At 65.0% G+C, this 17,133-nt stretch carries 16 protein-coding genes; 11 read left to right on the top strand and 5 right to left on the bottom strand.

Features of this window, described 5'->3' with window-relative positions; genetic code table 11:
• Positions 1-368 precede the first annotated feature (368 nt).
• The 6 genes from HGP13_RS08480 to HGP13_RS08455 all read left to right on the top strand — a co-directional run bounded on the left by HGP13_RS08480 (position 369) and on the right by HGP13_RS08455 (position 6,008).
• On the top strand, positions 369-1,979 hold the full coding sequence (locus HGP13_RS08480) for an ABC transporter substrate-binding protein (protein ID WP_172223862.1): 1,611 nt from the start codon (positions 369-371) through the stop codon (positions 1,977-1,979).
• 136 nt (positions 1,980-2,115) lie between these two features.
• Positions 2,116-3,102, top strand: coding sequence for an ABC transporter permease (locus HGP13_RS08475; RefSeq protein WP_172223860.1), 987 nt, complete (start codon positions 2,116-2,118; stop codon positions 3,100-3,102).
• Entirely contained in the window at positions 3,099-3,929 is an 831-nt protein-coding gene (locus HGP13_RS08470; protein ID WP_172223857.1) for an ABC transporter permease, read from the top strand. Before HGP13_RS08475 ends, HGP13_RS08470 begins: the two co-directional genes overlap by 4 nt.
• The gene (locus HGP13_RS08465) at positions 3,926-4,723 is read left to right on the top strand and encodes an ABC transporter ATP-binding protein (protein WP_172223855.1); all 798 of its coding nucleotides are present in this window, start codon (positions 3,926-3,928) and stop codon (positions 4,721-4,723) included. The genes HGP13_RS08470 and HGP13_RS08465 overlap by 4 nt, the downstream gene beginning before the upstream one ends.
• Positions 4,720-5,505: an ATP-binding cassette domain-containing protein gene (locus tag HGP13_RS08460; RefSeq protein ID WP_172223852.1), complete on the top strand. Its 786-nt coding sequence runs from the start codon at positions 4,720-4,722 to the stop codon at positions 5,503-5,505. Before HGP13_RS08465 ends, HGP13_RS08460 begins: the two co-directional genes overlap by 4 nt.
• Complete coding sequence (locus HGP13_RS08455; protein ID WP_172223849.1) at positions 5,502-6,008, top strand: L-2-amino-thiazoline-4-carboxylic acid hydrolase; 507 nt, start codon at positions 5,502-5,504, stop codon at positions 6,006-6,008. Before HGP13_RS08460 ends, HGP13_RS08455 begins: the two co-directional genes overlap by 4 nt.
• A gap of 3 nt (positions 6,009-6,011) precedes the next feature.
• On the opposite strand, the gene HGP13_RS08450 is transcribed toward HGP13_RS08455, so the two are convergent.
• The 4 genes from HGP13_RS08450 to HGP13_RS08435 form a co-directional block, all read right to left on the bottom strand.
• Positions 6,012-6,767: an ATP-binding cassette domain-containing protein gene (locus HGP13_RS08450; RefSeq protein WP_027043364.1), complete on the bottom strand. Its 756-nt coding sequence runs from the start codon at positions 6,765-6,767 to the stop codon at positions 6,012-6,014.
• A complete protein-coding gene (locus HGP13_RS08445) occupies positions 6,760-7,821 on the bottom strand; it encodes a ribose ABC transporter (RefSeq protein ID WP_172223846.1) in 1,062 nt (353 codons plus the stop codon). Before HGP13_RS08445 ends, HGP13_RS08450 begins: the two co-directional genes overlap by 8 nt.
• A gap of 102 nt (positions 7,822-7,923) precedes the next feature.
• Positions 7,924-8,901: an ABC transporter substrate-binding protein gene (locus HGP13_RS08440; RefSeq protein ID WP_172223842.1), complete on the bottom strand. Its 978-nt coding sequence runs from the start codon at positions 8,899-8,901 to the stop codon at positions 7,924-7,926.
• A 391-nt stretch (positions 8,902-9,292) separates the two neighbouring features.
• Complete coding sequence (locus HGP13_RS08435; RefSeq protein ID WP_172223840.1) at positions 9,293-10,192, bottom strand: sugar-binding domain-containing protein; 900 nt, start codon at positions 10,190-10,192, stop codon at positions 9,293-9,295.
• Between the two features lie 290 nt (positions 10,193-10,482).
• Here HGP13_RS08435 and HGP13_RS08430 point away from each other — a divergent pair, with 290 nt between their 5' ends.
• Entirely contained in the window at positions 10,483-11,391 is a 909-nt protein-coding gene (locus HGP13_RS08430; RefSeq protein WP_172223837.1) for a tagatose-bisphosphate aldolase, read from the top strand.
• An 85-nt stretch (positions 11,392-11,476) separates the two neighbouring features.
• On the top strand, positions 11,477-12,898 hold the full coding sequence (locus HGP13_RS08425) for an ROK family protein (protein ID WP_246707310.1): 1,422 nt from the start codon (positions 11,477-11,479) through the stop codon (positions 12,896-12,898).
• A 6-nt stretch (positions 12,899-12,904) separates the two neighbouring features.
• On the opposite strand, the gene HGP13_RS08420 is transcribed toward HGP13_RS08425, so the two are convergent.
• A complete protein-coding gene (locus tag HGP13_RS08420; RefSeq protein WP_027043370.1) occupies positions 12,905-13,579 on the bottom strand; it encodes a GntR family transcriptional regulator in 675 nt (224 codons plus the stop codon).
• Between the two features lie 138 nt (positions 13,580-13,717).
• Here HGP13_RS08420 and HGP13_RS08415 point away from each other — a divergent pair, with 138 nt between their 5' ends.
• The 3 genes from HGP13_RS08415 to HGP13_RS08405 are packed head-to-tail and all read left to right on the top strand — an operon-like array spanning position 13,718 to position 17,131.
• Positions 13,718-14,305 (top strand): amino acid synthesis family protein, encoded by a 588-nt coding sequence (locus HGP13_RS08415; protein ID WP_172223830.1) that lies wholly within the window; start codon positions 13,718-13,720, stop codon positions 14,303-14,305.
• On the top strand, positions 14,298-16,097 hold the full coding sequence (locus HGP13_RS08410) for an alpha/beta fold hydrolase (RefSeq protein WP_172223827.1): 1,800 nt from the start codon (positions 14,298-14,300) through the stop codon (positions 16,095-16,097). The genes HGP13_RS08415 and HGP13_RS08410 overlap by 8 nt, the downstream gene beginning before the upstream one ends.
• Positions 16,094-17,131 (top strand): LLM class flavin-dependent oxidoreductase, encoded by a 1,038-nt coding sequence (locus HGP13_RS08405; RefSeq protein ID WP_172223825.1) that lies wholly within the window; start codon positions 16,094-16,096, stop codon positions 17,129-17,131. Before HGP13_RS08410 ends, HGP13_RS08405 begins: the two co-directional genes overlap by 4 nt.
• Positions 17,132-17,133 lie beyond the last annotated feature (2 nt).

The following is a 17,133-nucleotide window of genomic DNA, read 5'->3' as shown; positions in this document are numbered from 1 at the left end:
CTCTCTCTCCCTGAATTTGCCTGGGATCACTGGTCGTTCCGCTCAGATCCCTTGGCCGTGGATCAAATCTGCATCATTTTACCCACTCTGGTCTAGCCAGAAATCCGCGAACAGTGCGGCCGGGCTGTCACCAAGTCGTCATCCGCCACTCATCCGCCAAATCTGGTCCTGCCAGATAGATTGAATTGAACCCGTTCTCTTGAGCTGGTCCAGCGGACGAAAATTTCAAAGCCAAGCAAGGATGCGCCAATTCCGTCTCTGGCGAAACCCTCGGCAAGGCTCATAATCGCCACCGCAAGAATGCCGGTGCCGGCATTCGAGGGGTGTTGTCGCGCCGATCGGGGTCGCGGAGAGGACGGAGTTCGATCATGTCAGGTTTCACGATTTCCAGACGCAAAATACTTGCCGGCTCGGCGCTGCTGCTGGCCTCCACCGCCATGCCGACATTGGGCTGGGCGCAGACGCCTAAGAAGGGCGGCCGACTGGTGCTCGCCGCCGATTCCGAACCACGCAACCTCAACCCGGCGATCGTCGCCTCCAACGGCGTCTTCTTCATCTCCAGCAAGATCGTCGAGACGCTGGCCGAAGCCTCCTTCGACGGCAAGGACGGGCTCGCGCCACGATTGGCGCTGAGCTGGGAAGGTGCCGGCGACGGGCTCTCCGTGACGTTCAAGCTGCGCGACGGCGTCAAATGGCATGACGGCAAGCCGTTCACCTCGGCCGACGTCGCCTTCTCGGCGCTGCAGATCTGGAAGCCGCTGCAAAATCTCGGCCGCACCGTGTTCAAGGATCTGGCCAGCGTCGACACCCCTGACGATCTCACCGCCGTCTTCAAATTCGCCAAGCCGACGCCGTTCCAGCTGATCCGTAACTCGTTGCCGGCGCTGAGCAGCGTCGTGCCGAAGCACGTCTACGAGGTCGGCAAGATCGAGGACAACCCGGCCAACAACGCCCCCATCGGCACCGGGCCGTTCAAGTTCGGCGAGTACAAGGCCGGCCAGTATTACCGGCTGACGAAGAACACCGATTACTGGGGCAAGGACGAGCCCTATCTCGACGAGATCATCTATCAGGTTCTGACTGACCGCACGTCGGCCGCGAGCGCGCTGGAAGCGGAAGAAATCCAGCTCGCCGCCTTCTCCGCCGTGCCGCTGGCCGATCTCGACCGCATCTCCAAGGTGCCTGGGCTGAGGGTGATCAGCAAGGGTTATGAGGGGCTGACCTATCAGCTCGTCGTCGAGATCAATCATCGCCGCAAGGAACTGGCCGATGTGAAGGTGCGCCAGGCGATCGCCCATGCCATCGACAAGGATTTCGTCGTCAAGACGGTGTTCCTCGGCTATGCCGCCACCGCCACCGGCCCGGTGCCGAAGAACGACCCACAGTTCTACACCGCCGACGTACCGACCTATGCCTTCGATGTCGCCAAGGCCAACGCGCTGCTCGACGAAGCCGGCTACAAGAAAGGCCCAGACGGCAAGCGCTTTACGCTGAAACTCCTGCCGGCGCCCTATTTCAACGAGACAAAACAGTTCGGCGATTATCTGCGCCAGGCGCTGGCTGCCATCGGCATCGACGCAGAACTGGTCAACAACGACTCGGCCGCCCACATCAAGGCCGTCTACACCGACCACGCATTCGATCTCGCCGTCGGCCCGCCGGTGTTCCGCGGCGACCCGGCGATTTCGACCACCATCCTGGTGCAGAGCGGTATTCCCGACGGCGTGCCGTTCTCCAACCAGGGCGGTTACAAGAACGAAGCGCTCGACGCGCTGATCGCCAAGGCCTCGGAAACGCTCGACACGGCAGCCCGCACCGACCTCTACAAGGAGTTCCAGAAGGAAGTGGCCGCCGACCTGCCGCTGATCAATGTCGCCGAATGGAGCTTTATCAGCGTCGCCCGCGATACGGTGGGAAACATCGCCAACAACCCGCGCTGGGCGGTGTCGAACTGGGCGGACACGTATCTGGAATCGTGACACATTTGCGCGGATGAAAGTTCGCGAAATCAACGTAGGCGTCGAGTTCTGCGAGGCCCCCCTTTGTCCGGCAGGACAGAGGGGGGCACTCACGCGCGACGTTTCCTTTAGTCGTCGTGCACCGCCGACGCCCCCCATGACCCGCGCCCTCACCCTCCTCCGCCGCCGTCTCGTCGGCAGCGTCTTCGTGCTGCTGATCGTCATCATCGGCACCTTCCTCCTCCTCGAAGCCGCCCCCGGCGACGCTGTCGATGCCTACATCGTCTCGACCGGCGGCGATGCCGGCATGATCGAATTGCTACGGCATCGCTGGGGTCTCGATCAGTCGGAACTGACGCGGCTGGCCAACTATCTCTGGGCGCTGCTGCATCTCGATCTCGGCCAGTCGGTGACCTTCTCCAAGCCAATCCGCGACGTGATCCTTGAACGCCTGCCCAACACGCTGCTGCTGATGGTCAGCGCCACCGCGCTATCCTTCGGGCTCGGCTCGGCACTCGGCATCTATGCCGGCGCCAAGCCCGGCAGTTTCCGCGACCGCTTCCTGTCGATCGGCTCGCTGGCGCTTTATGCCGTGCCGGGTTTCTGGCTCGGCCTGGTGCTGATCGTCGTCTTTGCCGTCGACCTGCGCTGGCTGCCGATCGGCGGTATCGAGACACTGGCCTCGGACAAGACCGGCCTCGACCGCGCCGCCGACATCGCCATCCATCTCGTCCTGCCGGTGTCCGCCCTCGGCTTCATCTATCTGGCGCTCTACCTGCGCATGATGCGCGCTGGCATGGCCGAGGTCTGGCGGCAGGATTTTGTCCTCGCCACCCGCGCCAGAGGGCTTTCGCGCCGCCGCATCGTGCTCGCCCATATCGCCCGCAACGCGCTGCTGCCACTGGTCACCATGCTTGGTCTGCAATCGGCGCAGATGCTGGGCGGCAGCGTCGTCATCGAGAGTGTCTTTTCCGTGCCAGGCCTCGGCCGGCTGGCGCAGGAAGCGGTGGCTTCGCGCGACACGCCCTTGCTGCTCGGCATCATCCTCGTCAGCGCTTTCCTGGTCATCGTCATCAACCTGCTCGTCGACATCGCCTATGCCTTCCTCGACCCACGCGTTGGCGCCAGCGAGGCCGATGCATGACCCCGCTCCGCCGTTTTCTGCATACGCCCGAGGGAATAGCCGGCGCCATCCTTCTGACTGCACTGGTTGCGATGGCGCTTATCGCTCCGCTGCTTTTCCCTGGCGATCCCCAAGCCATCGCTGGACCGGCGCTGCTACCACCGTTCCAGGATTGGTCGCTGCCGCTCGGCACCGACAGGCTGGGCCGTAACGTGCTGGCCGAACTGTTCCACGGCGCCCGCACCTCGCTTGCCGTCGGGCTCGCTGCAGCGGCGGCGGCGCTCGCCATCGGCTCTGTGGTCGGCACGCTGGCCGGCTTTGCCGCCGGCCTCGTCGACGAGGTGCTGATGCGCATCACCGATGCTTTCCAGACCGTGCCGAGCTTCCTGCTGGCACTGGCCTTCGTCAGCGTCGTCGGACCGTCGCTCGGCATCGTCGTTGCGGCAATAGCGCTCGGCACTTGGACGGGGCCGGCGCGAATTTCCCGCGCCGAAGTCCTCTCCATCCGCGAACGCGACTATGTCGCAAGCGCCCGCGCCATCGGCATGCATCCGCTCGAAATCGCCTTTCGCGAGGTGCTGCCCAACGCCTTGCCGCCAGTGCTGGCGATGTCGTCGGTGATCGTCGCCGCCGCGATCCTCACCGAGGCGGCCCTCTCCTTCCTCGGCCTCGGTGACCCCAACCGGGTCACCTGGGGCGGCATGATTGCCGAAGGCCGCACTGTGTTGCGCACCGCGCCATTCCTGTCGATCGTCCCGGGCATAGCGCTCGTGCTGACGGTGCTGGGCGTCTATCTCGCCGGAGAAGGCATCGTCGAGACGACAGCGGTTCGAAGAGGCCTGTCGTGACCGTGCTGGCGTCGATCCGCGATCTGACGGTGACCTATCGCCGCGACGGCGGTGAGGTGGCGGCGTTGAAGAACATCAGTCTCGATATAGAGGCTGGCGAACGTCTCGCCATCATCGGCGAAAGCGGTTCGGGCAAGAGCACGCTGGCGCTGGCGATCGCAGGGCTGCTGCCGGCTTCTTCGGCAGTTGGCGGAAGAATTCAATGGCCCAGCCTTGGCCGCACACCCCTCGGCGGCCGCGACATCGGCTTCGTCTTCCAAGACCCTTCCGCCAGCCTCGATCCTGTCATGACCATCGGCAAACAAATCGCCGAAGTCGCGCGCACCCATCTCGGCCTCAACTGGCCGAAGGCCTATGCAAAAGCCAAAACCCTCCTCGAACGCGTCCGCCTGCCCGATCCCGACTCGGCCCTTCGCGCCTTCCCGCATCAGCTCTCCGGCGGCCAGAAGCAACGGGTGGCAATCGCCGCATCAATCGCGGCTGGGCCGACATTGCTGATCGCCGACGAGGCGACGAGCGCGCTCGACACCATCGTGCAGGCCGAGATCGTCGGCTTGATCCGGCGGCTGGTAACCGAGGATGGCATGACGCTGCTGTTCATCAGCCACGATATCGCGCTGGCAGCGGAACTCGCCGAGCGCATCGCCGTCTTCCGCCACGGCCAATTGATCGAGCTTGGCGAGACGGCACATATTGTGGGCGCCCCAAGCCAACCCTACACACGGGCGCTGCTCGACGCCCATATCGGCCTCGACGCCGCACCCTTGCTGAACCGGGCCGGGTTGCACGCATGAGCCTGCTCGCAGTGTCCAACCTCACCAAGCGCTACCGTCGCGGCGGTAATACCGTCATCGCCGTCGACGATGTCTCTTTTCACATCGACTCCGGTGAAACACTAGCGCTGGCCGGCCCCTCCGGCAGCGGCAAATCGACGATCGGCCGGCTGGTGCTGCGGCTGATCGAGCCGGACGCTGGCCGCATCGACTTCGAAGGTGAAGATTTCCTGGCGTTGCGTGGCGCTGCCTTGCGCGCTCACCGCGCGCGCCTGCAAATGGTGTTCCAGGATCCCCTTGCCGCCTTCAACCCGCGCGCCACGGTGGCGCGCGTGCTCGACGATCCCTTGCGCATCCATCGCATCGCCTCCCGCACCGAGCGCCCGCGCCGCATCGCCGCCTTGCTCGAGCGCGTCGGCCTGACGGCCGATCTCGCGCCGCGCGACATCCACGAAATCTCCGGCGGCCAGCGACAGCGTGTGGCCATCGCCCGCGCCATCGCAACGAAGCCGTCGCTGATCGTGCTCGACGAGGCGGTATCGGCGCTCGACGTCTCGGTGCGCGGACAAATCCTCGACCTGCTGCTCGACCTGCAGAGGCAGGAACGGATCGCCTATCTCTTCATTTCCCATGATCTCGGCGTCGTCCGTGCCATCGCCCACCGTGCCATCCTTCTCGATGCCGGGCGCATTGCCGAGAGCGGCGATGCCCGTGCCGTGATCGACGCACCGCAATCAGCCATCGGCAAGGCGTTGGTAGCGGCAACGCCAAAGCTCAAAAGAACCACACAGGATGCATCATGACCGACGCCGAAGCCAGAGCCGAAAAACTGTCGCGCGAACTCGATTCCGCCTTCCGCAATCGCGCCGATCTCTACCGCCTGTTCCTCGACGAACTGACCGGAGAGCTGGGTGCTGAAAAGGCCGAGGCGATCATGATCCGCGCCATCGAGCAGCGCGGCAAGGAAGTGGCCGCAGCCGCCTTCTCCAGCTTCGGCGCCAACGATGCGCGCGCCATCGGCGAGGCCTTCCTGGCGGTCAGCCCGGACGGCGGCCTGATGTATCCGACCGATGTCGAACGCGGCGATGACCGCATCGCCTTCAAGGTGAAGTGCTGCCCGCTGAAGGATGCCTGGGTCGAGGCCGCCGTTGGCGACGAAAGCCTCGCCACGCTCTGCCGGATTGCCGGCGCCTTCGACCGTGGCCTGTTCGAGGCGACCGGCGTGCGTTTCGACAACGTCACCTGGACCCCGGGCCACGGCTCCGGCTGCTGCCACATCGCGCTGACGAATCGGGAGGCAGCTTAGAAATCAGCCGCCGACCATCAGCTTGACGACCTCGTCATGGTTGGTCTCTGAGATCTTGCGCTCGCCGGCCTGGACGCCGCGCCGCAGCACCACGATACGGTCCGAGACTGCAAAGATGTCCTGCAGATTGTGCGAGATGAAGATCACGCCTCGGCCTTGCGCCTTGAGCTGGTGGATCAGCGAGATCACCTTGCGCTGCTCCGGCACGCCGAGGGCGGCGGTCGGCTCGTCCATGATCAGGATCTGCGCATCCCAGTAGACGGCACGGCCGATGGCGACCGCCTGGCGCTGGCCGCCGGAGAAATTGCTGACCGGGGCCTCGAGCCGGCTGACATGGAAGTCGAGCCGCCCCATCGTCGCCTTGGCTGCCTCGGCCATCGCCTTGCGGTCGAGCACCGGCAGGAAGCCGAACGCCTTGCGCATCGGTTCGCGGCCAAGGAAGATGTTGGCGCCGATCGACAGATTGTCGGCAAGCGCGAGATCCTGGTAGATCGTCTCGATGCCCTTCTCGCGTGCCTCCTGCGGCGTCGCGAAAGTCACCGGCTGGCCCCGGAGCAGGATTTCGCCGCCCGTCGGCTGGAACACGCCCGATATCGCCTTGATCAGCGTCGTCTTGCCGGCGCCGTTGTCACCGGCCAGCGCCACCACTTCGCCCGGCCGCACGGCCATGGAAAAATCGTTCAGCGCACGCACGGCACCGAAGTGCTTCGACAGATTGCGGACTTCCAGCAGGGGCGTGGTCTGATTGCTGCTATTCATCCTGACGGGCTCCACTGAACCGGCGCTGCGCCTGGTCGATAAGAACGGAAATGATGATGACGACGCCGACGGCGATGAACTGCCAGAACGGCTCGACATTGACGAAGACCAGCCCGTACTGGATGACCGCGATCACCAGCGCGCCGGCGACCGTGCCGAAGATGGTACCGGAGCCGCCGAACAGACTGGCGCCGCCGATGACCACGGCCGCGACACTGTCAAGCAGCAAGGGCTCACCGGCTTGCGCCGCACCCGCGGTAAAGCGCGCGGCATAGAGCGCGCCGCCAAGGCCGGCGCACATCGCCGACAGCACATAGAGCCGCAATATATGGCCCCTGATGTCGATGCCCGCGCGGCGCGCCGCCTGCACATTGGCGCCGATGGCATAATTGTGCTGGCCGAACCGGGTCTGGCTGAGCAGATAGTGCATCACGATGACGAAGACCGCGGTGATCAGCACCAGATAGGGCACGCCATAGAACTTGCCGTTGCCGAGCAGCGCGAACCAGGAATTCTGCACCGGCACGGTGGTGCCACCGGCAAGCAGGAAGGCGGCGCCGCGCGCGACGCCGAACATGCCGAGCGTGCCGATGAAGGGCGGAACCCTGAGGCGCGAGATCAGCAGGCCGTTGATGACGCCTGGCACGCCTGCAACGATCACCGAGGCGAGGATGCCCGCCAGCATGGCCAGCGGCAGGGGAATTGCGGCTCCCGCCAGGTTGGTGGCATGCGCGGCGATGACGGCGGCAAGGCCCATGATGAAGCCAAGCGACAGGTCGATGCCGCCGGAGATAATGACGAAGGTCTGTCCGGTCGCCAGCAGCAGCGGCGCCACGGCGAAGATCGCGATGGACTGCAGGTTGAATGGGTTGAGCATGAAGGTCGCGCCGAAAGCGAGCCGCGACCAGACCTCGAAACAGATGATCAGGCCGGCAAGGAACAGCCAGGCGCGCCCTTCGGCGATGCGTGCGACCAGGCTCCTGGCTGGATCGCCGTGATCGGCTTGAGGGGCGACATGCTTGTCGGCCGGCTGGGCAGGTGATGTCGAGGTCATGGATACTCCGCGGCGCGGCTGCCTTCCAACAGGTCCTGCCTCTGGCGAGGACCCGGCACAGGCTCCTCCCGGCGAGCCGGGAGGAGCCAAGCTGGTCTGGACTTACTCCGAGTAGAGATACTTCGAGATGTTCGGGTCCGCGATGTTGGACTTGTTCATGATCGTGAAGCCGGTGCCGATCGTGACCGGGATCGAATGGCCGGTCAGGTGGGCATAGGCCGAGACAACACCGTAATAGCCGATCTCGGCGGGATGCTGGGCGATCGCCACGTCGACCAGGCCGGTGTTGATGTTGTCGACGATGCTGGTCGGGGCATCGAAGGCGACAACCTTGACGGTGCCCGTCTGCCCGGCCTGCTTGACGCCGTTGGCGGCTCCCAGCGCCGAGAACAGATTGGCGCCGAACACGCCGACTAGGTCGGGATTGCGCGCAAACACCGCCTGCAACTGCGAGGCCGCCTTGTTGGCATCATCGTCGTTGAACTGGGTCTCCAGAACGGTGATGCCCGTATGCTTGGCCATCTCCTTCTTGAAGCCCTCTTCACGCTGGTCGGTGGTCGAGATGCCGGGCTTGACGTTCGACACATAGACCTTGCCCTTGTCGCCAATGGCGGTGGCCAGGGCGCGAGCAGCGATCTCGCCGCCGAGCACATTGTCCGAGGCAATGTAGGCCAGCGGGAAATCGGCGTCGCCGGCGCCCGTCTGGTAGACGCCGCTGCCGATGAAAGTATCGACGGTGATGACCGGAATGCCCGCGTCATTGGCCTTGCGCAGCGGCTCGACCAGCTGGACCTTGTCGGTCGGCGCGATCAGGATCGCATCGGGCTTCTTGGCGATGACCGCGTCGAGTACCGGCACCTGGGTGACCGGATTGAAGTCCGGCGCGCCCTGGAAAACCAGGTTCACGCCAAGCGCGTCGGCGGCCGCCTGGGCGCCCTTGCGCATGGTGATGTAGAAGCCGTCGGTGGTCAGGCCCGGAATGAGTGCAATGGTGTATTTCTTGTCCTGCGCCTGTGCCGGCGCCATCAGCATGGTCGCACTGACGGCAAGCGCCGCGAGCGCGGCAACAATCTTCTTCATGACATCCTCCTCATTATTGGCAGATCTGCCGTTGCAAGTGACATTGGAATGGCCGTCATCCCTTCGGATGCCGACGGCCGGGAACGCCTGTTTGCCTTTCGCGGGCAGCTCCTCCCAAGCGCCCTCCAGTCGATATGTCAGCCGGTCAGCCGACCGGCGCACCTGGCCACAGCCCCGACCCTCTGCCTCCGCGAGGTTCGGCAAACTGTGCCTCACGCCGCGCCTTGCCGGCGGGCGTTCGAACTTGTAACACTTTGCAGAAATAAATTGCAACTCGGTTTTTCCGAGCTGGCAGCGCCGGGTCTTTCACAGCGTACAACATCCGACTGCTCCGCAGAGCCCCGGCCAACTATCGCCCGGGGCCTGCGGCGGCACAACTGGTTTCGTCATGTTACGCGAGCGCCGCGAGGATAGCCTGCGCCGTCTTGGTATCCGTCACCAGCGTATTGATGAGCCCGGCGCGAACGGCGGCAATGATTGCCGTCGCCTTTTCCGGCGACGCGGCAAGGCCGATGACCAGCGGCACGGCGCGCAGCTGTGCCGGCGACATGGCGATCATCCGGCTCTCGCCTTCCCACGCGATCAGCGTGCCCTCGGCATCGAAGTAATGGCGAAGCACGTCGCCGGCCGCATGAACCAGCGCCTGCTCGCTCGGCGTGGCGGCGCTTGCCTCGGGGGCATTGATGGCATGCGGCAGGCCGATACCGACAATCGCGACATCGGTCCTCTCCCACAAGGCGACGGCATCGCGGATGGCGGTGTCGCGCAGGAAGACCTCGCGCAATTCGGTGGAGGGCAGATAGGGCGCGTGAATGAAATGCGGCGTGCCGCCAAACTCCTCGGCGGCAAGCCGTACGAATTCGTTGACCTGAAAATGCGCCGCCTGCTGCTGCATGCCGCCGGTGGCAGCCACGGTCAGCACGCCGGGCATGCGCGGCAGGCCGGCGCGGATCACCTCGCGCACGGCACGTCCCCAGCCGATGGCAACGACAGCGCCCGCCATCAATTGCGCCTGCCTGAGCAGACCGCCAAGCGGTGCCGCGAGCGCCGCCAGCGTGCCCGCCGCCGGCGTCTCAACCACCGCGGCATCCCGCAATTTCAGCCCACCGATCAGTTGCCTGGTGATGTCCTCCGGCGTCGCCATGTCGAGAACCTCGATCCGCACAATCCCTTCCGCCCGTGCCCGCTGCAGCAGGCGCGAAATCGTCGCGGTGGAGACACCAAGCTGCCGCGCAATGTCGACCTGCGACATCTCTTCCACGTAGTGCAGCTTGGCAACCGTGTGCAGCATCGTCCGCGATGCGGCTGCATCCTGGATGGGGGAAACAGACAGCTTGCAATTCCTTTCAGCAACGTGTTACACACGCATACGCCGACGGGAGTTATCGCGCAAATCCAGCCAACTCGCAACTTGCGGCCGATCCCTGGTCGCAAGGCTGGCGAGGCATTGTTCGCGAGGGCGGATGGTGCAACACCTCGGCAAAATCTCCCTGCCTGCCGGCAAGGCGTGCAGAACCGAATATTCTTGTTTCCACGGGATCCGCGCCCTCGGCAAGAGAGCGCCAACATCGGATTGAGACCATGACGAAGATGACCACCGCGGAACTGCGCGGCTACCAGCAGATATGCGGCAAGGATGGGGCCATGGTGGCTATTGCCTGCGACCAGCGCGGCGGCATGCGGACCTTGCTGGCATCGGACCCGGCCGAACAGGCCAAGATCACCAACGACATGCTCGGCGACACCAAGGCTGACATCACGCGCTACCTCGCCAGTGCCGCGTCCTGCGTGCTGCTCGACCCGCTCTGCGCAGTGCCGCGCATTGTCGACGAGGGCGTCTTGAACCGCGACACGGCGCTGCTCATCGGCCTCGACGCTTCGGGTTTCGACGTCACGCCCGAGGGCTACCGCCTGTCACGCCTGGTTCCCGACATCGACGCGCGCCGCGTCCGTGCGCTGGGCGGCACCGGCGGCAAGATCATGGTGTATCTGAGGGCCGACAAGCCTGAAGCCAACGAGCACAACATCGCCATCCTGCGCCAATGCATCGCCGATTTCGGGCAGGAAGACCTGCTGCTGGTCGTCGAATTCCTGACCTATCAGCTCGATGGGGAAAGCCCCGAGGACTATGCGGCCAAAACGCCATGGCTTGTCGAAGAAGGCACCAGGATTTCGCTCGAATGCGGCGCCAAGGTGCTGAAGCTCCCCTACCCCGGAACGCCGCAAGCCTGCGCCAACATCACCAAAATGGCCGGCGACGTGCCGTGGGCGGTGCTTTCGGCCGGCGTCAACCACGCCACCTTCCTCGGCCAGGTCGAGATCGCCATGCAGAATGGCGCCTCTGGCGTCATCGCCGGCCGCTCGCTGTGGAAGGATTGCATCTCGCTCGACCGTGACATCCAGCGCGAAAGGCTTAAGACCATTGCGGTGCCGCGATTGCGTGAGATCCAGGCCGTGATCGGGCACTACCGGCAGAAAGCCGCTGCCTGATAGTCGAATTTGGATCAGAGCTATTCCAGCCAAAGTGTGAAGCGGTTTTGCGTCCGGAATTGCGTGAAAACAAATGCAGGACGCCATGCCTCTCAGCATAGGAATCGATATTGGCGGCACCAATCTGCGTGCCGCCCGCATCTCCGAGACCGGCGAAATCCTCAAGCGCGTTTCCGAAAAAAGCGCGCCCGACCCGGAGCTGGTGCTCGGCCTCATCGCCGACATGGTGCGCCTTCTCGACACGCCCGAGGTGAAGACCATCGGCGTCGGCGTTCCCGGCCGCGTCGATGCGCGGCGCGGCGCGGTCCTGTCTGGCGGCTACGTCAACCTCGCCTCGGTTGCGCTTGGGCAGCGCCTGGAAGACATGACAGGCAAACCCGTCGTCATCGACAATGACTGCAACATGGCGCTGGCCGCCGAAATGGCGCTCGGCGCCGGGCGTGGCCATGGCAATATCGTCATGTTCACCATCGGCACCGGCATCGGCGGCGCTGTCGCTCAAGATCGGCGGATCACGCGCGGCTCGGCAACGGCGGGCCAGCTCGGCCACATTACCGTCGACGTCAATGGCGAGGTTTGCGCCTGCGGTCGCCGCGGCTGCGTCGAAACCACCAGTTCGGGCACGGCGCTCGGCCGCCACATTGCCCGCGCCGGGCTCGGCGCCGACATTTCGGTCGATCAGCTCTTTGCCCGCGATGCGGCCGGTGACTTCCACGCACGCGGCATACTGGACGCCTGGGCGAGGCCGCTACGCGCCGCCATCGACACCGCCGTTGCCGTGCTTGCTCCCGATTTGGTGCTGCTTGGCGGCGGCCTTGGCCGGGCGGCACATGCGGCCCTCGCCCGCGCGCCGGCGCTGGCGCCCTGGTATCAATGCCACGTCGAACCCGCCCAGCTCGGTGACGACGCCGGCGTGATCGGCGCTGGTCTGCAGGCGCTGGCGGAGCCATCGGCCAAGTACAATCGCGCTCGTCGCGCGGTGCTCGTCAACGGCATTCCCGCCAGCGGCAAGAGCACCGTCTCGCGCGGTATCGCCGACCGCATGGGATGGCCGTTGCTGGCGCTCGACACGATCAAGAACCCGTTCCTCGAAATGCTCGGCGGCGGCGACCGCCTGTTCAACCGCACGCTCGGCCGCGCCAGCTACCAGGCGATCTGGTCAGTGGTCGGCGAGGCTCCCGCCGGCACCACCGTGGTCGTCGACGCCTGGTTTGGCTTCCAGCCGCGTGAGGTTCTCGAAGATCATCTGCGAAAGGCTGGCGTCGAGCAGACCGTCGAAATCTGGTGCCACGCGCCCGGCGAAGTGCTTGCCGAGCGCTACGGCGCTAGGCTCGACCAACGTCCCGCCGGACATCCCGGTGCTGCCTATATTCCCGAACTGATCGAGCTCGCCAAGCGCGCCGAGCCGCTGCGGCGCGGACCGCTCTTCGACGTCGACACGACAAAGCCGATCGACTTCGATGCCATCACAGCCTGGCTGCGAACGGTGATGGCCGACCGTGCATAAGCGGCTTCATGCCGGCGGTCGCAGCGCCGTGCGGGCGATCTGCCAGGCGGATTCGACATGGCGCCGCGCCGCGGCTTCCGCCTCTTCCGGCTTGCGTGCGCGGATCGCATCCATGATCTCGTTCATCTCGGCGATCGCCGCTTCGCGCCGGTTGGTCGAGACGATGGTCATCGAACGAAGCTGGTTGATGCGGACATTCAGCCCGCTGACGATTTCCCAGGCGACGCGCTTGTCGGCGGCCTCGAACAGTGCCTCGTAGAATTTCGTCGTCGCCCGCATCACCGCCGGCGGCGTCCCCGATGCCCATGCCTCGAACAGATCCGCCAGCGCGCGTTCGAGCGTCGCCAGTTGCTCGCCGGTGGCCGACAGGGCGCAGGCGCGTGCCGCAATGCCTTCGAGCAGCGCCCTGAGCTCATAGATCTCGTCGGTGCGCCCGAGGTCCGGCCTGGCTACGGCCGGCCCATGCCCAGGGATCATCTGCACGAGCCCCTCGGCCTCCAGCTGCCGCAGAACCTCGCGCACGACGGAACGGCTGACGCCAAGCTGGTCGCAAAGTGGCCGCTCGACCAGCCTTTCGCCGGGCTGGAAGTGGAAATCCATGATCGCGTCGCGCATGCGTTCCAGCGCCAGCGTCCTCAAGGTCTTGGCGCTGCGGTCGATGCGAAGCGTGTCGTCTGGCATGTGTTGTGTTGGCTCCTGCACCGCCACAAAACAGATTCCATGCCCGGTTGACAAGGTACTTGGCGCTCCATAGCATGGTATACCATAAGATGATACAGGGATCAGACGATCCCGCGGCATCGCCGACCCGAGGATTTCATGCAGCCTGCCATCCGCAAGATCGTGACCTATACCGAGAACACGCTGATCGAAGGCGGCAAGGTCGCCTCCAGCCCTCTGCGCCTGATCGGCGTCGCCGCAGTGCTGACCAATCCCTGGGCCGGTCGCGGCTTCACCGACGATCTGTCGCCCGAAATCCGCGCCTGCGCGCCGGTGCTGGGAGAGATCCTGACCCGCGAGATCATTGCCATCGCCGGTTCCGGCGAGGCGATCGAGGGCTATGGCAAGGCGGCGATTTGCGGCACGTCAGGCGAGATCGAGCATGCCTCGGCGCTGATCCACACGCTGCATTTCGGCAATCATTATCGCCGCGCCGTCGGCGCCAAGACCTATCTTGCCTTCACCAACCTGCGCGGCGGGCCGAACACGCCGATCATGATCCCGCTGATGGACAAGAATGACGAAGGACGGCGCTCGCATTACCTCACCGTGCATTTTCAGATCGGCGATGCGCCGGCGCCGGACGAACTGGTGGTCGCCCTTGGCGCGTCGATCGGCGGTCGCCCGCATCACCGCATCGGCGATCGCTATCAGGACCTCAAGGAGCTTGGGGACGTGCATGGCTGACGCTTCCGCATGGGCTCGACAGGGCACCGCTCCCGACGGCACCGGCTTCATCCGCGCTGGATCGGGCACGCCGGTGCTGTTCATCCATGGCGTCGGCATGAACGCAGCGATCTGGCAGCCGCAGATCGAGCGCATGGCCGGTGGCTTTGACGTGATCGCCATCGACATGCTCGGCCACGGCCTTTCGCCGCTGCCGCCGCAGCACCCGGAACTGGCCGACTACGCCGACCAGGCCCTTCGCCTGCTCGACCATCTCGGCCTCGACAAGGTATCCGTCATCGGCCACTCGATGGGTGCGCTCGTTGCCCAGGAACTCGCGCTGCGCGCGCCGGAGCGCGTCCGCCGCATCGTTTCCCTGAATGCCGTGTTCCGGCGTCCACCTGAACTGGCCGAAGCCGTTCGCCAGCGCGCGGTGGCGCTCAACGGCCGCAGCGATACGGCCGGCACGGCACAGACCATCGCCCGCTGGTTCGGAGATCCGGTGCCGGCCCAGCTGGAAACGGCTGCCCAGAAGACAGCATCCGCACTGAGCGCGATCGACCCGGAAGGCTATGCTCGCACCTACCGCCTGTTCGCTCGTGCCGACGGCGATCATGCCGACCGCCTGCCGACGCTGGCCGTGCCGGCGCTGTTCATGACCGGCTCCGAGGACAGGAACTCTTCGCCGGCAATGTCGGCCGCGATGGCACGCCTGGCGCCGCAGGGCCGCTGCACGGTGCTGCCGGGCGAGAAGCACATGATGGCGGTCGCGGCACCTGACCTCACCACGCGCCACATTGTTGACTTCCTCGCAGAGGACGAAGCGGCCGAACAAGACGGCTCTGCGAAGACGAATCCCGGGTTCGACAGCGGCGAGTTCCGCCGTGCGCTTGGCTCCTTCCTCACCGGCGTTACTATCGTCACGACGATCGGACCCGAAGGCGAGCCGCGCGGCTTCACCGCCAATTCCTTCACCTCTGTGTCGCTCGATCCGCCACTGGTGCTGGTCTGCATCGCCCACAAGGCATCAGGCCATCCCGTCTTCGCGACCTCGAAGAGCTTCGCCATCAACGTCCTCAACGAGGGTCAAAAGGCAGCGTCCGGCGTCTTCGCCTCGAAAGCGGCCGACAAATTCGCCTCGGTAACCTGGCACCCCGGCCAGACCGGCAGCCCCGTGCTGGACGGCTCCGTCGCGTCCTTCGACTGCGACATGGAGCGGCTGGTCGAGGCCGGCGATCATTCGATCCTCATCGGCCGCGTCCGCGATTTCGAGCACAACTCCGCGCAGCCGCTCGGCTATTGCCGCGGCGCCTATGTCGCACCCGGCCTCAGCCAGGATGCGCTGGCCGCCACCCAGCCCGGCACCGATGTCGGCGCCATCCTCGAAAATGGCGGCCGGATCCTGTTCCTGGAAACGGCGGACGGTTTCGAACTGCCGCGCGGCCGAGGGTTGGGCTCGGCAGGCGATGGCAATAGTCTGCGAGGACTGCTTGCGAAGAAGGCCATCGAGGCTCAGCTCGGCTTCCTGTTCGCCGTCTGGGACGACGCAGGACCTGTTTCGCGCACGCATGTCTGCTATCGCGGCACATTCGATGTGCCCGCTTCCAGCGATCGCGGCATCCGGCTCATCGAGATCGACGCGATCGAAGGATTGAAGATCGCCGATCCGGCGATCCGCTCGATGCTCGAGCGCTATGTCAGGGAATGCTCGGTGGATGCATTCGGCGTCTATGTCGGCAACGATGTCGAAGGCGAGGTCCGGCCGCTCGCCAGACCCAGCGCTTCCACCGTCAATACAGGTGACCACGGATGAAATTCTCGCTCTTCGTGCACATGGAACGCTCGGACTTGACCAAGCCGCATTCCGAGCTTGTGACCGAGCTCGAGGAACTGGTCCTCATGGCCGAACAGGCAGGGTTTGAGACCGCCTGGATCGGCGAGCATCACGGCATGGAATTCACCATCTCGCCCAACCCTTTCATCAACATCGCTTATCTCGCCGCCAAAAGCACCCGCATCCGCCTCGGCACCGGAACCCTGATCGCGCCCTTCTGGCATCCGATCAAGCTTGCCGGCGAAGCGGCGATGGCCGACGTCATCAGCGGCGGCCGGCTCGACATCGGCATCGCGCGCGGCGCCTACACATATGAGTATCAGCGCATCTTTCCCGGCCTCGACGCCTGGGGGGCTGGCCAGCGCATGCGCGAGATCATACCGGCGATCCGCGGCCTCTGGGACGGCGACTTCGAACTCTCCGGCGAGTTCTGGCAATTTCCTACCACTACTTCCTCGCCCAAGCCGGTGCAGAAACCCTACCCGCCGATCTGGGTGGCGGCTCGCGACCCGAACTCGCACGATTTCGCCGTCGCCAATGGCTGCAAGGTCCAGGTGACGCCGCTGGCATCAGGCGATGACGAGGTGACGAGCCTGATGCAGCGCTTCAACACCGCCTGCGCCGCGCATCCTGAGATCGAACGGCCGGAAATCATGCTTTTGATGCACACCTTCGTTGCCGAAGACGCGGCCGACGCCGATCGCCTCACGCAGGAACTGTCGACTTTCTACTGCCAGTTCGGCGCCTGGTTCCAGAACAAAAAGCCGGTGCATCAAGGCATATTGGAACCGCTGACGCCGGACGAGATCGCGGCCATGCCGCAATACGCGCCCGACAAGATCCGACAGAACCTGGTGATCGGCGAGGCCGATGAGGTCATCGCCCGGCTGAAGGCCTATGAGGCGCTCGGCTACGACCAGTATTCGATCTGGATCGACAGCGGGCTTTCGCACGAGCGCAAGAAAAAATCGCTGCAACTATTCATCGACCGGGTGATGCCGGCCTTCCTCTGATC

The organism is Mesorhizobium sp. NZP2077 (assembly GCF_013170805.1).
Lineage (GTDB): Bacteria > Pseudomonadota > Alphaproteobacteria > Rhizobiales > Rhizobiaceae > Mesorhizobium.
The sequence above is the reverse complement of the archived record's forward strand: the minus strand, read 5'-3'. Positions and strand labels throughout refer to the sequence as shown.

Coding starts and splice junctions, on each gene's coding strand:
- HGP13_RS08480 (WP_172223862.1), top strand. CDS start 369: ATGTCAGGTTTCACGATTTCCAGACGCAAAATACTTGCCGGCTCGGCG.
- HGP13_RS08425 (WP_246707310.1), top strand. CDS start 11,477: ATGCCTCTCAGCATAGGAATCGATATTGGCGGCACCAATCTGCGTGCC.
- HGP13_RS08455 (WP_172223849.1), top strand. CDS start 5,502: ATGACCGACGCCGAAGCCAGAGCCGAAAAACTGTCGCGCGAACTCGAT.
- HGP13_RS08405 (WP_172223825.1), top strand. CDS start 16,094: ATGAAATTCTCGCTCTTCGTGCACATGGAACGCTCGGACTTGACCAAG.
- HGP13_RS08445 (WP_172223846.1), bottom strand. CDS start 7,821: ATGACCTCGACATCACCTGCCCAGCCGGCCGACAAGCATGTCGCCCCT.
- HGP13_RS08450 (WP_027043364.1), bottom strand. CDS start 6,767: ATGAATAGCAGCAATCAGACCACGCCCCTGCTGGAAGTCCGCAATCTG.
- HGP13_RS08435 (WP_172223840.1), bottom strand. CDS start 10,192: ATGCTGCACACGGTTGCCAAGCTGCACTACGTGGAAGAGATGTCGCAG.
- HGP13_RS08440 (WP_172223842.1), bottom strand. CDS start 8,901: ATGAAGAAGATTGTTGCCGCGCTCGCGGCGCTTGCCGTCAGTGCGACC.
- HGP13_RS08470 (WP_172223857.1), top strand. CDS start 3,099: ATGACCCCGCTCCGCCGTTTTCTGCATACGCCCGAGGGAATAGCCGGC.
- HGP13_RS08475 (WP_172223860.1), top strand. CDS start 2,116: ATGACCCGCGCCCTCACCCTCCTCCGCCGCCGTCTCGTCGGCAGCGTC.
- HGP13_RS08420 (WP_027043370.1), bottom strand. CDS start 13,579: ATGCCAGACGACACGCTTCGCATCGACCGCAGCGCCAAGACCTTGAGG.
- HGP13_RS08415 (WP_172223830.1), top strand. CDS start 13,718: ATGCAGCCTGCCATCCGCAAGATCGTGACCTATACCGAGAACACGCTG.
- HGP13_RS08460 (WP_172223852.1), top strand. CDS start 4,720: ATGAGCCTGCTCGCAGTGTCCAACCTCACCAAGCGCTACCGTCGCGGC.
- HGP13_RS08430 (WP_172223837.1), top strand. CDS start 10,483: ATGACGAAGATGACCACCGCGGAACTGCGCGGCTACCAGCAGATATGC.
- HGP13_RS08410 (WP_172223827.1), top strand. CDS start 14,298: ATGGCTGACGCTTCCGCATGGGCTCGACAGGGCACCGCTCCCGACGGC.